Raw genomic sequence first — 15,013 nt, 5'->3', positions numbered from 1 at the left:
TACATCAGCTTTAATCTTTTTAAATCTGCGTGAAAAAAAACTATACGAAAAAGTCTTTCACGCAGATTTAAAAAAGATTTCTGCAGATTAAATAAGATTTTTAACAACGAGCAATTTTAATTCTCTACACTAGTCACAGAAAACATTCCTGAAATATCGTTTGTTCCGTTTCCTCCAAGATTATCCACAAATTTTACCATTTGCGCTGCAGTATGAACGTTTGGAGTTGCATTATCACTCATTCCTGTTCCTGTAGATAAAGTAATCGTATTGATTTTTCCGCTCAAAAGTTTATCAAAATCAGCTTTAATTTTGATTTTCGGAGCATTTTTCCCTACAATGGCATTTGAAGCAAGGCTTAAAGTGATATCTCTATATGCATTAACACCTTGTGTGTATGCGCCTTCAGTTCCTGCTACAGTACTTCCTGTATGAATAGACATTACTTTATTATCGGTATCATAAAAGCCTTCTACTTTTGTAAAACGATATCCTGTTCCCCATTCCCACATCATTGCAGTATCGTTAGCACCTGCGGCTGCATAGAATTTAGGAAATCTAGTTTGGTCTAAAGTATTTTGTTCTGTTTTAATACCTAAACCAAATTTAATCTGCTTGTATGATGCAGATGGCACATTACTCAAAACATAGCTTAATGATGCCACTTTTGCCTGATCTATTACTGTTGCACCTTTGTCTAAATCATTTACGTTGTAAGGCACCTCGCTTCCATCATCTTTTATTAGACGAATATTACTAATTACATATTTGGCCTCCGAAAAATGATGAATTTGTCCTGCCGCTGAAGTATTTGCTGTTGCAGATGCTGAAATTGCGTCTCCTAAAACAATTGTTTTGTCTTTGAATGTATTATTGAATTCCAACGTTAGATTGTTTGCTGCAGGAGCATCGTCATCGCTTGAACATGAAACAAATGCCAACGCGGCCACTGATAATAAAAGGTATTTTTTTAAATTTTGCATTTTTATGATTTTAATTTTTGTGTTCTATTTTATAAATCGAAAAGAGGATTATAAAATAGGCGGCGGTACAAAAATTTCAAGGCAAGGTTCTAACCGATCCAATTGTCTATAAATCGGCACTTTCTTGAATGTTATAGTTTTTAATAGTGGAACCTGAAATTCAATGTTTGTGTTTAAAGCAATATCAATCTTTTTGCTAATGCTTCTCAATTCTAAATCGGTATTTTTTTCCGTTTCTCGAAGCTCTTTTTTCAAATGGCATTTACCATGGCATTGCAGTTCTGGCTTGGCTTTGTTCACACAAAATTCTTTTTCTATAGCATCTTGATTCAGTTTAAAGTGCACAATGATAAGCGCCTGCTGGAAAGACACCAGCAGGAACAAAATCGTCATTGTAACACTAAAAACTTTTTTCATTTTTCTTAGAAATTGAATTTTAGAGACGTAAAAATATTACGTCCCATTCTCGGGATATTTCCCCAATCTGCATACGTGCTATAATATTCGTTTAATAAATTTTCTGCTCCAACCTGAATGGTACTTCTTACTTTATTGATTTTAAAAGTATAATCGGCAGAAATATTCCAAATTGTATAAGCTCCCGTCAAATCTTCTCCATATTCCGGACTGTAGTTAATTTGCTCAAAATCACCATTTACAGAAGTCTGAATTCCGAAATTTTTATACATATAATGAAGAGAAGTCAAATAACTTAACGGACGAATGAAAGGCAAATTTCCTCCGTTATTATCCATTCCACGGGCATACGTAAGCGTTCCTTTCCAATGTAAATGTTCCAAAATATCATAACTCACATTAGCAGACATATTCAAAAGCGTGGCATAATCTAAAGAGGTATACCCTTTTACACCAACCGATTGATAATTCATCGGACTTCCCAAGCTTAAGATTTTTCCAATAATATAGTTTTGAATATAGAAATAGTTTATTTTTCCTTGAATGCTTAATCTTTCATTTTTAAAACCTGCGCTTGCATTTCCTTCATACGAAATTTCATTTTTCAAATTCGGATCTCCGATATAATCGTAACGATCAAAACTATTATAGATATAATAACCGTAACCTTCAGAAACAGAAGGCGCTCTATGACCGTAACCTGTTCCGACAGAAAAATTAAATTGATCGATATTTAAGTTGTAAGCCGCATTCAGACTTGGCAGAAACCTCGTTTTTTCTTGAGGCGCTCCCGGATGAAAAATCCAATTGAATTCTATGTATTTTGAATAATTATAATTCACACCCAAAGAACCGCCTAAGTGCACTTGACTTCTTTCTGAAATATCCCAAGAATTATTCATCGAAAGTCCAGCATAACGAGTGGTAACCCAAGGCCAGCTATAAGCAAACATTGTTCTTTCGCTTCGATCTTGCGGATACATGCGCATTTCTGCAATAGATAGATTATCGTAAGCATTCAACTGAATTTCAGACGAGTAATCGTTCTTTTTCAAATTGGCTTTAGAAACCAATCCGTAAGTGGTGCTCCAACCCGGCATATCCATGTGAACTAAATTTTCTGGTCGTGTTGTATCATCCATATAATGCTCAATGGCATTAAAATATACTTTAGTATCTACCACTCTAACCAGACCTTCTTCAAACAATTGTTTATAAGAAGCCGATGTAATAAGCGCACGAGAAAGCCATAAATCCATTGGCAAAGCAGGATAACCCACATCTTTTGCCACATCAAAAATCGCGTCTAATCTTACCGATGACAAATCGCTAGTTTTGTAAGCCAACTCTAACGAAGTGTTGAATTTATTGTATTGCGAATGTTTTACTTCGTCGTTATTTCCGTCACGATAATTATCTGCTGTACGATACGATATACTTCCGTCTGCCACGAATTTGGTTCCCGAATACGAGATATTTCCTAAATTGAAAAACTGCTTATTATTAAACTCAAACCCCGTTTGGTACACTCCATTCCATTTCTTTTGAAGTCCAAATGGCGTGCTTTTTCTTTTTAGATCGATGCTTCCTGCAATTGTAGAACCGTGCAAACTTCCCTCCTGACCCGATTTTATATCAATCGTTGCCAAATTATTGCTTTCTACATAAGACGTAATCGGGTCCATTTTATCGGTACAAGCCCCAAAAACATGCATTCCGTCGATGGTAACTGTCGAACGCTCTGTGCTCATATTATTTAATAAAGGTTCCCAAGCATACGCTCCACGCTTTATAAAACTGATATTATCTGATGAAGACAAAAATTCATCAACAGAAACCGCCATTTTCATCTCTGTTTCAATTTTCTTTTTTGTCGCATTTTTTACCGTTACTTCTTCTAAGTTTTTTATGCTGTCGTGATGTGCATGCTGGTTTTGGGCTGTAACTGATAATCCCAAGAAAAGCAGCATTATAATATATCTCATGCTATTAGAATAAAGTATCAATATAAAGTTCACTTTTCACGCCTTCAACTCCTGGCGTGTGATCAGTAGGAACTATCGTTCCTTTTACAATCAATCCGTTTTGATTCATCATAATCAAATTCAAGGTCCAATTTCCTGTCATGGTATAATTGACCACTCCGTGATACAGCCCATCACTTCCTTGCGTCAAATCTTTATTATTTGGCGAAGAGTGATTTCCCATCGAAGGTTCTGGCATTCTTGGATCTAATTTTAAAGTATATCCCACAACTTCAGAATAAGAAAACTGCGTCGGATCTGGAAAAGTTCCCGCTGGAGTTGTTGGTTTATTGTATTTGTAAACACCAGCAACCAACTGATTCTCTGAAACTGTAGGTTTTTGAGGCGAAATCAGGGCAATTACATATTGTTCGCCATCACTTCCGGCAAAAGCGGTCATATTAAGGTTTTTATTGCTTTGTTTTTCTACCGTAATATCTTTATTGATCTCATATTTTTGGTTATCGGCCGTAAAACTGATGTACAATTTCCAACTTGCTGTTGTAGTGCTTTCGCCTGTAAAAACAGAATAACCGCTATAGAATTTATTAGCAGCATCATACGCAACATTATATTGATGTGGGCACGAACTTTTACTTCCGTCTGCATTACTGATTATTGGTAGAAAAGTAACCGCAGCTGTAGTTAGCTCTTGGTTGTTTTGAGTATTAATGACTTTCAGATGAAGTTCGTTATAACCTTTATAGAAAGTTCCATTTAAAGCTTCAATACTAATCTTATAGTTGCCGCTTGTGAGCGAAGTTGCTTCTTTAAAAACTAGATTTTCAGGAACTTCCGAACCAGTTTCAGCTTCATAATCTGTTTTATCAATCGTACAGGACGTAACCGCAAATAAAACTGCGATTATCCAAAAATTAAAAAATTTCATTTGATGGTGTTATAAAAAAAACGTTTAAAATTTAGCATCAAGCCATAATTTTTCGAATAGCAAAAAAGCTTAAATACTAGTGAATTAGCCAAAGAAAATGGCAAACGTAAATGAAGTTGGAATACAGCTATTCCCTTCAAATACAAAAGAAGATCAAATTATTTTTAAAATGAAAATTGCATTATTTCCAACTCAAATCCAGATATAAAATCCGCGTAAGCAAAAACAAAAATTCAAAACCCGATTTGAAATTGGGAATATCGCGCCAAAGCTTCAAGTTTGGAATTTGGAATTTCAAAAATTGGAATTTAAAGAATTTGATCTCTAAACTGTGAAGAGAGGAGGATGAAAAGTAAGATTAGAAGCCCCGATTGGTTTGTTATCAAACAAAATAGACGTGTTATTTTTTGATTCGATAACTGGAATTGCGCTAAAATTGATTTCAGCAGTATTTTGAACATATACAAGCTCTAGTTTGTCTTTTAGACTGTCTTGCATTTTTCGTTCGTTATCAGAATATTTTTTAATGCTTTTTTGAAGTTCACATCGACCGTTGCAGCTATTGAAAGCTTGTTTACGCTGCACACAAATAGTTTGTGCAATTTCTTTCTGGTTGATTTTAAAAGAAGCATAAACGAACAAGCTGCCAAAAGATGGCGACAGGATTAAAATAGAAAGTGCTATGATGATTAACCTTTTCAAGAGCTTGTTCAATTGTTCGCTCGCAAAAGTACATACTATTTTGTATTTATTTTAACGAATTTGGATTTTTTTACAAATAAAAGACAAAATAGTCTTATTTAAAGAAAACGAATTACTCATAAAATAACGAAATATCGTAAATAAAATTAATCCTGTTTTTCTTAAAACCCCTAAAAACAAAGGCACTGCAAATAAGGCATGCTAATTGGCTACTCTTGGGCATCGTTCATAAAATTGAAAAGTTTAAAATAGAAACAAATGAAACAATCTCTTTTCTAGATACTCTAGCAAGTGAAATAGAACAAAAAAATCACTTCTTAATCTAGATTAACCGATACAGGTTTCACTCTGTAATACATTTGCACTGTAATCATAACAAAACAAAACATAATAGCACTTATAAGTTTACATTTTAAACCTATAGATCATTTTAAATTAAAAATATAAATTAAAATTAATCTTTAAATCAAAAACCATGAGCACATTTACAGTAAAAGACGGAACACAAATTTATTACAAGGATTGGGGAAAAGGACAACCAATTGTTTTTCACCATGGATGGCCTTTATCAAGTGATGATTGGGATGCACAAATGATGTATTTCCTTCAAAAAGGGTACAGAGTTATTGCACACGATCGCCGCGGACATGGTCGTTCTGGTCAAGCTTCAGAAGGAAACAACATGGAAACTTACGCATCTGATATCGCTGAATTAGCTGAGTTTTTAGACTTAAAAGACGCGATTCACGTTGGACACTCAACAGGAGGCGGTGAAGTAATTCGTTACGCTGCAAAATACGGAAAAGCGCGCGTTGCAAAAGCGGTAATCATCAGTGCAGTTACGCCAATTATGGTTCAAAACGAATCTAATCCAGAAGGTGTTCCATTGTCAGTTTTTGACGAAATCAGACAAGGAACTGGATTCAACAGAGCACAATATTTCTACGACTTCCCTATCCCATTCTACGGATGGAACCGCGAAGGACAGACAGTTCAAGAAGGAATCAAACAAAACTGGTGGCGTCAAGGAATGATGGGTTCTGTACTGTCTCACTACGAAGGAATTAAAGCATTCTCTGAATCAGATTTCACAGAAGATTTAAAAAGCTTAGATATTCCAGTTTTAGTTTTACACGGAGAAGATGACCAAATCGTTCCTTATGCTCAAGCTCCTAGAGCAGCTAAATTGTTGAAAAACGGGAAATTAATCTCTTATCCTGGATTCTCTCACGGTATGCCAACTATCAATGCTGAGACGATCAACAGCGATATTTTAGATTTCATCAAATAATCCATAATCAACTACCTGTAAAGGCTTATTTACAGGTAGTTTAATCTTCTCAAATTATGAGTTTTTTTCAACAACCCTCTTTTGATACGGTTACAGAAGCTTTGCAATGGCTGAGTACACAAGGTTTTACAGAAAATTTCAATCTGGATTCTAATTGTATTCGTTACAATAACAATACGCAAAGCATGTCGCCAGAAGAATTCAAAATTGAATATCTATTTCGTTTTGAAGGAGATACCGATCCGGGAGATGAAGATATTGTCTACGGAATTAAATCTGAAATCTACAATATTAAAGGTGTTCTAACCAGCGCTTTTGGAATTTATGCCGATGCAATTTCTGCTGAAATGATCAAAAAATTGTCAACGCATTAATTTCCAATCCAATCACGAAATATCGCTAATGCTTATTCCATTTCATTAGCCTAACCAATTATAAATCTTAAAAACAAATAACTATGAAACCATCCGTTAACTTATTATCACCAGACAATCACGCATTAGTATTAATCGATTTTGAAGGACAAATGGCCTTTGCAACGCATAATATTCCAGTAAGCGAATTACGTACGAATGTGGCGATTGTGGCTGGAGCATCAAAAATTTTTAATGTAGACACTGTTGTCACTACAGTTGCAGAAGAAAGTTTCTCTGGGCCTGTTTTTCCTGAATTGGAAGAATTTTACCCAATTGCTACTTCTGGATATATTGACAGAACGACAATGAATACTTGGGAAGACGAAAACGCTTATAAAGCTATCGTAGCAAAAAACAAAAAGAAACTTGTTCTTGCTGGACTTTGGACAGGCGTTTGCATCGTAGGACCTGCATTGTCTGCAATTGATGAAGGTTACGAAGTCTACATTATTACAGATGCTTGCGGTGATGTAACTGCAGAAGCTCACGAACGTGCTGTACAAAGAATGGTTCAAGCTGGAGCGATTCCTGTAACTTCTATCCAATATTTATTAGAGCTTCAAAGAGATTGGGCACGTGAGGAAACTTATGTTCCTGTAACTAATTTGATGAAAAAATATGGCGGATCTTATGGTTTAGGTATTCACTATGCTCATAACATGTTGAAACACTAATCGCACTAATTCATTTTATTATAAATCTCTTACGCTTCATTATGTTGGAATCATCAAAATCCATATTGACCAAAATCTTTTTCATATCTATTGTTTCTTTTCTTTTAATGGGAAACACGGCATCGGCTCAGAGCTTTAAGCTGTTGCGTTACGATGAAAATTATGAATTCTTAAAAGATTCAAACAGAAACTTTTATGAACGATTAAAATTCATTCCGTTAAATCAAGAAAAAGACGTTTATATGTCAATTGGTGGCGAAGCCCGATATGAGTACGTTGATTTCAACAATGAAGACTGGGGAAGATTCAATATTGGTCACAACAATTTCTTACTGCAGCGTTACGACCTTCATGCCGATGTGCATTTAGGAAAACGTTTTAGAATATTTGCCCAATTGCGAAGTGCCCTAGAAGATGGCCGTACAAACGGAGCACGTGGCATTGACGAAGATCAACTGAATGTTCAAAATCTTTTTGTAGATGTTAATCTCTGGCAGCAAAAAGACAAAAAAATAACCGTTCGCGCCGGAAGGCAAGAATTGGATTATGGTTCTGGAAGGTTAATTTCTGTTAGAGAAGGTCCAAACGCGCGACTTTATTTTACAGGAGGAAAACTGATGTACACTTCGTCAAGAGTATCAATTGATGCTTTTGCCATGATGGCCGATACGGTTCATACAGGAGTTTTTGATAATAAAATGTCTAAACAGCTTAATCTTTGGGGAGCATATTCTAAAATTATTTTTCCAAAAGCGGGAAATCTCGATCTGTATTATCTCGGGTTCAGAAGAGACGAATCTGTTTTTGAAGAAGGAATTGCTCCTGAAAGAAGGCATACAATAGGTTCAAGATTATGGAAATACGGTGGCGGTTTTATTTACAACCTTGAAGCGGCGTATCAATTCGGAACTTTTGGTTCTGGAAATATCAATGCCTGGACAGGATCTGTTGATATTGGATATATGTTTGAAAACGTAAAATTTAAACCAACCATCAATCTTAGAAACGATTATATCTCAGGAGATAAAAACCAAGGCAACGGCGAGCTTCAGACCTTTAATCCGCTGTATCCAAAAGGAGGATATTTTGGTTTTAGTCCGCAAGTTGGGCCAGTGAACCTTATCGATATTCATCCGTATGCGACGATGGATTTACTTTCGAATTTAAAGATGCAGGTCGATGTGGTTTTAAACTGGAGATTCTCAACAGATGACGGAGTTTACAGACCAAGCGGAATTCTGAACCTTCGCGGAAGCGATTCTGACGAAAGATATATTGGAACGGCCTATCTCGCCAATTTTACTTATAGCATAAACAAATATATTTCGGTGGTCAGCGGTATTCAGTATTTCAAAACAGGCGCTTTTATCAATGACATGATCCCGAACTCAAAAGATGGAGTATTCTTTAATGCTCGTCTTGGATTTAAATTTTAATAACCTAAAAAAAATATAGTAGCGCCAAAATAGAACGCTGATAAACGCGGATTTGCTATCGCAAAGACGCTGATAAAAACGGATTTTATAAAGAAAATCTGTGTAAATCTGCGCTTTTGCGATAGCAAAATCCGCTTCATCCGCGTCCAAATTTACGCCATACATTCAATTTCAACACTAAACCCAAAACAATGAAAACAAACACTTCAGCATACAGATTTAGATTTTTGCATCTATTTCTTTTAATTATAACATTTGCAGGCGCTCTTAGTAACAACGCTTTTGCTCAAACAGCTTCAATCGGTTCTACGGTAACTTGGGGGAAAGTAGACGGAATTGCAGTAAACGGACTGGTTCAAGGACCATCTGCAGCAGAAGCTGACTTACAAGTTGCCTGCGTTTTTGAATACACAGAAGGTGATATTTTTAATCCTCCTGCCCTTCCTGCTAACTTAAACGGAATGGTGCATTTAGACGACGCTTTAAAAGGCATTATAACTGAATTACGCAAAAGCGGAAAATTTCAAGGTCATGCACTCGAAACTTTATTGATTACTCCCGCAAAAGGCACTTTAGCATCTAAACAATTATTATTAATTGGATTGGGAGATCGTAACAAATTTACACCCGATTTAATGAAAGATGTCGGAAGCACTGCCATGCGTGAAGCTTTGCGTTTAGGCGTTTCTAATTATTCTTTTGCAAGTGATATTAAAGATGCAGGAATCGATTCTCCAACCGCTCTTGTGGCAGAAAATGTAGTTTTAGGCTCTTTTGAAGCGTACAGAACTCAGGCGTATTTGAAAGATAAAAAACTGGCAGAATACAAGCCTTTAAACAAAGTAATCCTACTAGCGGGTCCTGCTTTTTATACGGTTGCAGGTGAAGGAATTAAAACAGCAATTGCAAAGCTAAACGCTAAATAATCGAAACTATGAAAGCAGATTTAATTTTATTCAACGGTAAAATACATCGTTTCAATACTGAAACTCCAAACGTTACTGCGGTTGCCATTAAAGACGGGAAATTTATTGCCGTTGGAAACGACAGTGACATCATGGCTTTTGCTTCTGAAGAGACCAAAATAATCGATCTTCAAAACAAAAGAGTTGTTCCTGGAATCAACGATTCGCACATTCACCTTATTCGAGGCGGATTGAATTATAATCTTGAACTACGTTGGGATGGCGTTCCGTCTTTGGCAGATGCGCTAAGAATGCTGAAAGAACAAGTAGATCGTACGCCAAATCCCCAATGGGTTCGTGTTGTGGGAGGTTGGTCAGAATTTCAATTTGCTGAACGCAGAATGCCCACTTTAGAAGAAATCAATGCGATTGCACCAGATACTCCAGTTTTTATCCTGCATTTGTACGACAGAGCAATTATGAACAGAGCGGCGTTGAGAGCAGTTGGTTATAACAAAAATACGCCTGCCCCTCCAGGAGGACATATTGAACGCGATTCTAACGGAGAACCAACAGGACTTATTATTGCTACTCCAAATGCGATGATTTTGTATTCGACTTTGGCGAAAGGTCCAACACTTTCATACGAGCATCAGATTAATTCGACTCGTCATTTTATGAAAGAATTGAACCGTTTCGGAATCACAAGTGTGATTGATGCGGGCGGTGGATTTCAGAATTTTCCAGACGATTATAAAGTGGTTAATGAATTGAATGAAAAGAAACAATTGACCGTAAGAATTGCCTACAATCTTTTCACTCAAAAACCAAAACACGAATTTGAAGATTTCTCCGATTGGATTGATACCGTAAAATTATATCAAGGAAACGATATGTACCGCCATAACGGAGCTGGAGAAATGTTAGTTTTCTCTGCTGCCGATTTTGAAGATTTCTTGCAGCCAAGACCCGATCTTCCTGAAAATATGGAAGCTGATTTAGAAAAAGTAGTTCGACTTTTAGTAGAAAATAGCTGGCCTTTCAGATTGCATGCCACTTACAACGAAAGCATTACAAGATTTTTAAATGTCTTCGAAAAGATCAATCAAGATGTTCCTTTCAACGGACTTCCGTGGATTTTTGATCACGCCGAAACGATTGACGAAAGAAACATCGAACGTGTAAAAGCTTTAGGCGGCGGAATCGCAGTTCAAAGTAGAATGGCGTATCAAGGAGAATATTTTACTGATCGTTACGGAGCAAAAGCCGCTGAAAACACGCCGCCTATCAAAAAGATGATTGAAATGGAAGTTCCTGTTGGCGCGGGTTCAGATGCTACACGTGTAAGCAGCTACAATCCGTGGGTGTCAATGTATTGGATGACCGTTGGAAAAACTATCGGCGGATTGCAATTGTACAATGAAACAAGATTGAACAGACAAACGGCTTTAGAATTGTACACTAGAGGAAGCGCTTGGTTTTCGCAAGAGCAGACTAAAAAAGGGGATATTAAAGTTGGAATGTTTGCCGATTTAGTGGTTTTAGATCGTGATTATTTTACCATTGACGACGAAGACATCAAAAAAATCGAAGCAGATTTGACGATTGTCGACGGAAAAATTGTGTATGCTAATGGAGATTTCTCTTCGTTCTCACCGCCTCACATTCCGATTTTACCCGATTGGTCGCCAACAAATATTTACAACGGATATCCAGTAAGAAGCAGTTTTCAAAGTGCAATCGAAAAAAATGCAAAAGCAGATGCCAAACCAAAACTGACTTCGCAGATTCACAGCTGCAGCGGAAGTTGCGACGTTCACTTGCACAATCACGATGCTGCTAGAATGAGCAATGTTCCGGTAAACAATTACAATGCATTCTGGGGCGCTTTAGGCTGTTCTTGCTTTGCTTTCTAAATTTTAAAGAAATGATCGAAATTATAAAACAAATATTGCATTCCGATTTAGGGAATTCATTCAACAACGCAGCGCTTTTAGCATTTAGAGTGTTGCTTGCCATCGAACTTTTCAGAGTACACGGAATGAAAAAATTTAGAGTCGAAAACGGGCAAAAAGAACACGTTCCGAATCCGTTGCATTTGCCTGAAAAACTAAACGGATTAGTGGCAACTTTTTCTGATACTATAATTCCGTTTTTCATTATTCTCGGGCTTGGAACACGCCTTGCAGTGCTACCTACAATTGGCGTAACTGCAATTGGCTATTTCGTAGTTCACAAAAACGATTCGCTAGAAGTTCGTGACGTTCCGTACATGTATACTTTATCGCTATTATTGCTTCTTGCCCTTGGTGCAGGAACGTATTCACTAGATAATTATTTACTAACCTTATTAAACAATTAATTTAAACACATAGAAATTTGGGAGCGACTAAAAGGCGTTTCACTTGCATGATTACACATAGCATGTTTTATTCTCTCGCAGATTAAACAGATTAGGCAGATTTCTAATTATTTATCGCTTTTTCAACACAAAATGTTATGTGTTTATTGATTTAGATTCCTCAGCTACTCATAACTCATAACTCATAATTCATAATTCATAACTTAACAAAAACCCAATTCAAAAATGAAAACAAACATCGGAATTAAACAAGAAAACATCTCAAAAATTGTTGATGTATTAACTAAAGTTCTTGCAGACGAATTCATACTTTATACCAAAACAAAAAGAGCACATTGGAACGTTGAAGGTCCTGATTTTTACAACAAACATATTTTCTTTGAACAGCAATACGATGCGATTGACGAAATTGTAGATGCAGTTGCAGAAAGAATCAGATCTTTAGGCCATTATACGCCTGCGACATTAAAAGATTTTCTTGCATTGACGCATCTTACAGAAGAATTAAAAGAAAATAATGAGAGCGCTGGTTTTATCAAAGAATTGCTTTTAGATCATGAAAGTATTATTATTTATCTTAGAGAAAATATCAATCCGATTGCTAATGAATGGCAAGATGCAGGAACAAGCGATTTCCTAACAGGTCTTGTAGAAAATCACGAAAAAATGGCTTGGATGCTTCGCGCTCATTTGAACTAAAAAATTATGGAAATTCAACAAAAAAATATTTGGTACGTAACCCTGCTTTTAACCATCATAGCAGGGTATTGCGATACCGTCACTTTTGTCGCAGCCGATTCCATATTTTCGGCGCACGTAACAGGTAACTTTATCGTTTTTGCGTATCAGATTGTCAAAGGTTCCGATCTTCATGCTTGGGTAAAACTGCTTACTTTTCCCGTTTTTATTATTGCCGTAATCACAGGAGGAAGAATTGCATTAAAAGCAACCAATCGCTATACAATTTTATTCTGGGAAGGCATAATTTTACTTTTAAGCGGAATTGCGTCTTACGTGTTTGGTTACTTGCAAAACTTTGAAGAATGGACGATGTACACCGTTGCTATGACAACTGTTTTTGCAATGGGACTTCAGAATGCTTTTGGAAAGCTTTACGCGAAAGAAACGCACGGTCCAACTACTATGATGACTGGAAATGTAACTCAGGCTTCTCTTGATTTAGGAAACCTATTAAAAAACGGACTTAAAGATGTCGAAGTATTTTTAAGTTTTAAAAAACAGCTTGTTACCTTAATCGGATTTCTTGTTGGATGTTTTCTTGGAGCAATTGCAGGAAAGTTTTTCGGATTAGGAACTCTAATTCTGCCAGGAGTTGCAATGATTATTTGCTACTTATATCACCGAGATAGTTAAGCAAAACGCCCATTTTTAGATTGCAGATTTCTGATAATATAGTATCTTTAAAAAATGATTTTAGCACTCTTTTTGAGAAAAGAGAGTGCTAAAATCTGTTAAAAAGAAATTTACAAAAAACTCCAAATTCTTGGCCATTCTTGAAATTATACAAACAATGTAATGAAGGAGAAACTACTAATTGTTGAAGATGAATTTATAGTTGCAAATGATTTAAAAATCATGCTGCAAAAAGCCGGATATCAAGTTGTTGGTATTGCTGCTTCTGTGGCTCAGGCTCTAAAATTAATCGAAGAAAAAAAACCGGACTGGATTCTACTTGACATCATATTAAAAGGCAATCTAACTGGAATTGATTTGGCTTGGGAGTTGCGCGAAATGAATCTGCCTTTTCTGTATATTTCAGCAAATACCAATCAAAGTACGCTTGAAGCTGTAAAAGCTACACATCCGTACGGATTTACGGTAAAGCCTTTTAGGGAAAAAGATCTTGTAGTAATGCTTGACATTGCCAGATATCGATTTAACCAAGAAAGAGTAGATTTAGCCGTCGATCAAATTGATGCTAAAAATCAAGAAATTCAAGGAATAATTGGCCAAAGTCCGCTTTTAAAAGAAGCAATTGAAAAAATAAAAATTGTAGCTCCAGCCGAAACTTCTGTTTTGATATTAGGCGAAAGCGGGACTGGAAAAGAAAGAGCCGCTCATGCCATACACGAACTTTCGGCACATCAATCCAATCCGATTGTGGTAGTAAACTGCGCTGCTTTGCCGCAATCTTTAATAGAATCTGAACTTTTCGGGCACGAAAAAGGCGCTTTTACAGGAGCTAATGCGGTAAGAATTGGTAAATTTGAACAAGCTAATAATGGAACCATTTTTCTGGATGAAATTGGCGAATTGCCACTTGATTCTCAAGTAAAATTATTGCGTGTGCTGCAGGAGAAAGAAATTCAACGTCTTGGAAGCAATAAAACCATTAAAATTAATGTCCGTATTGTAGCGGCAACTAATAAAACGCTTGAAAGAGAAGTTGCTGAAGGACGTTTCAGATTGGATTTATACTACCGATTAAATGTATTTCCGATACAATTACCGTCTTTAAGAGAACGCAAAGAAGATATTGAAGTATTAGCCTATTATTTTCTAAAAAAATATGCAACAAGTTCCAAAAGAAATGTAAGCAGAATAAGCGCAACAGCATTAGAACAATTAAAAAATTACAATTGGCCAGGAAATGTACGTGAATTAGAACATTTGATAGAAAGAAATGTACTGCTCGCCAAAACCAACGAAATTGAAAATTTTGACTTACCTTCAAGTCCTCCAACTGTCGTTTTAGAAATCAGTACCGATAAGCTAAAATCGATGGAAGAAATGGAAAAAGAACATATTATGAATGCACTTCAATTCTGCAATGGTAAAGTTTCAGGTTCTGGCGGTGCTGCCGAACTTTTAAAAATGCAACCGCAGACATTGTATTCAAAAATGAAAAAATTAGGTATAAAACAAGGATATAATTAATCTACATTAAGTTGTC

General features: G+C 36.2%; 15 protein-coding genes. 10 read left to right on the top strand and 5 right to left on the bottom strand.

Annotated elements, in window-relative coordinates:
- Positions 1–116 precede the first annotated feature (116 nt).
- The 5 genes from ABTV69_RS15510 to ABTV69_RS15490 form a co-directional block, all read right to left on the bottom strand.
- Positions 117–983 (bottom strand): MbnP family protein, encoded by an 867-nt coding sequence (locus tag ABTV69_RS15510; RefSeq protein ID WP_433830309.1) that lies wholly within the window; start codon positions 981–983, stop codon positions 117–119.
- A gap of 48 nt (positions 984–1,031) precedes the next feature.
- Positions 1,032–1,400, bottom strand: coding sequence for a hypothetical protein (locus tag ABTV69_RS15505; protein ID WP_433830307.1), 369 nt, complete (start codon positions 1,398–1,400; stop codon positions 1,032–1,034).
- 5 nt (positions 1,401–1,405) lie between these two features.
- A complete protein-coding gene (locus tag ABTV69_RS15500; protein ID WP_433830305.1) occupies positions 1,406–3,385 on the bottom strand; it encodes a TonB-dependent receptor in 1,980 nt (659 codons plus the stop codon).
- 4 nt (positions 3,386–3,389) lie between these two features.
- Positions 3,390–4,313 (bottom strand): hypothetical protein, encoded by a 924-nt coding sequence (locus ABTV69_RS15495; RefSeq protein WP_433830303.1) that lies wholly within the window; start codon positions 4,311–4,313, stop codon positions 3,390–3,392.
- A 324-nt stretch (positions 4,314–4,637) separates the two neighbouring features.
- Complete coding sequence (locus ABTV69_RS15490; RefSeq protein ID WP_433830301.1) at positions 4,638–5,015, bottom strand: hypothetical protein; 378 nt, start codon at positions 5,013–5,015, stop codon at positions 4,638–4,640.
- A 475-nt stretch (positions 5,016–5,490) separates the two neighbouring features.
- Between ABTV69_RS15490 and ABTV69_RS15485 the strand changes: the two genes are divergently transcribed.
- The 10 genes from ABTV69_RS15485 to ABTV69_RS15440 all read left to right on the top strand — a co-directional run bounded on the left by ABTV69_RS15485 (position 5,491) and on the right by ABTV69_RS15440 (position 14,997).
- Positions 5,491–6,306 carry an alpha/beta fold hydrolase gene (locus ABTV69_RS15485; protein WP_433830299.1) on the top strand — a complete coding sequence of 272 codons (816 nt, stop codon included), beginning with the start codon at positions 5,491–5,493 and terminating at the stop codon, positions 6,304–6,306.
- A gap of 56 nt (positions 6,307–6,362) precedes the next feature.
- Complete coding sequence (locus ABTV69_RS15480) at positions 6,363–6,680, top strand: phosphoribosylpyrophosphate synthetase (protein ID WP_433830297.1); 318 nt, start codon at positions 6,363–6,365, stop codon at positions 6,678–6,680.
- Between the two features lie 83 nt (positions 6,681–6,763).
- Entirely contained in the window at positions 6,764–7,396 is a 633-nt protein-coding gene (locus ABTV69_RS15475) for a hydrolase (protein WP_433830295.1), read from the top strand.
- A gap of 65 nt (positions 7,397–7,461) precedes the next feature.
- Complete coding sequence (locus ABTV69_RS15470; RefSeq protein ID WP_433830293.1) at positions 7,462–8,832, top strand: alginate export family protein; 1,371 nt, start codon at positions 7,462–7,464, stop codon at positions 8,830–8,832.
- Between the two features lie 191 nt (positions 8,833–9,023).
- Entirely contained in the window at positions 9,024–9,758 is a 735-nt protein-coding gene (locus ABTV69_RS15465) for a M17 family peptidase N-terminal domain-containing protein (protein WP_433830291.1), read from the top strand.
- Positions 9,759–9,766: 8 nt separating this feature from the next.
- Positions 9,767–11,653 carry an amidohydrolase gene (locus ABTV69_RS15460; RefSeq protein WP_433830289.1) on the top strand — a complete coding sequence of 629 codons (1,887 nt, stop codon included), beginning with the start codon at positions 9,767–9,769 and terminating at the stop codon, positions 11,651–11,653.
- Between the two features lie 11 nt (positions 11,654–11,664).
- A complete protein-coding gene (locus tag ABTV69_RS15455) occupies positions 11,665–12,099 on the top strand; it encodes a DoxX family protein (RefSeq protein WP_433830287.1) in 435 nt (144 codons plus the stop codon).
- 225 nt (positions 12,100–12,324) lie between these two features.
- Positions 12,325–12,798, top strand: coding sequence for a Dps family protein (locus ABTV69_RS15450; RefSeq protein WP_433830285.1), 474 nt, complete (start codon positions 12,325–12,327; stop codon positions 12,796–12,798).
- Positions 12,799–12,804: 6 nt separating this feature from the next.
- Positions 12,805–13,473 carry a YoaK family protein gene (locus tag ABTV69_RS15445; protein WP_433830283.1) on the top strand — a complete coding sequence of 223 codons (669 nt, stop codon included), beginning with the start codon at positions 12,805–12,807 and terminating at the stop codon, positions 13,471–13,473.
- 162 nt (positions 13,474–13,635) lie between these two features.
- On the top strand, positions 13,636–14,997 hold the full coding sequence (locus ABTV69_RS15440) for a sigma-54-dependent transcriptional regulator (RefSeq protein ID WP_433830281.1): 1,362 nt from the start codon (positions 13,636–13,638) through the stop codon (positions 14,995–14,997).
- Positions 14,998–15,013 lie beyond the last annotated feature (16 nt).

The organism is Flavobacterium anhuiense (assembly GCF_050990855.1).
In the GTDB taxonomy this organism is placed as follows: Bacteria; Bacteroidota; Bacteroidia; order Flavobacteriales; family Flavobacteriaceae; genus Flavobacterium; species Flavobacterium anhuiense_C.
The sequence above is the reverse complement of the archived record's forward strand: the minus strand, read 5'-3'. Positions and strand labels throughout refer to the sequence as shown.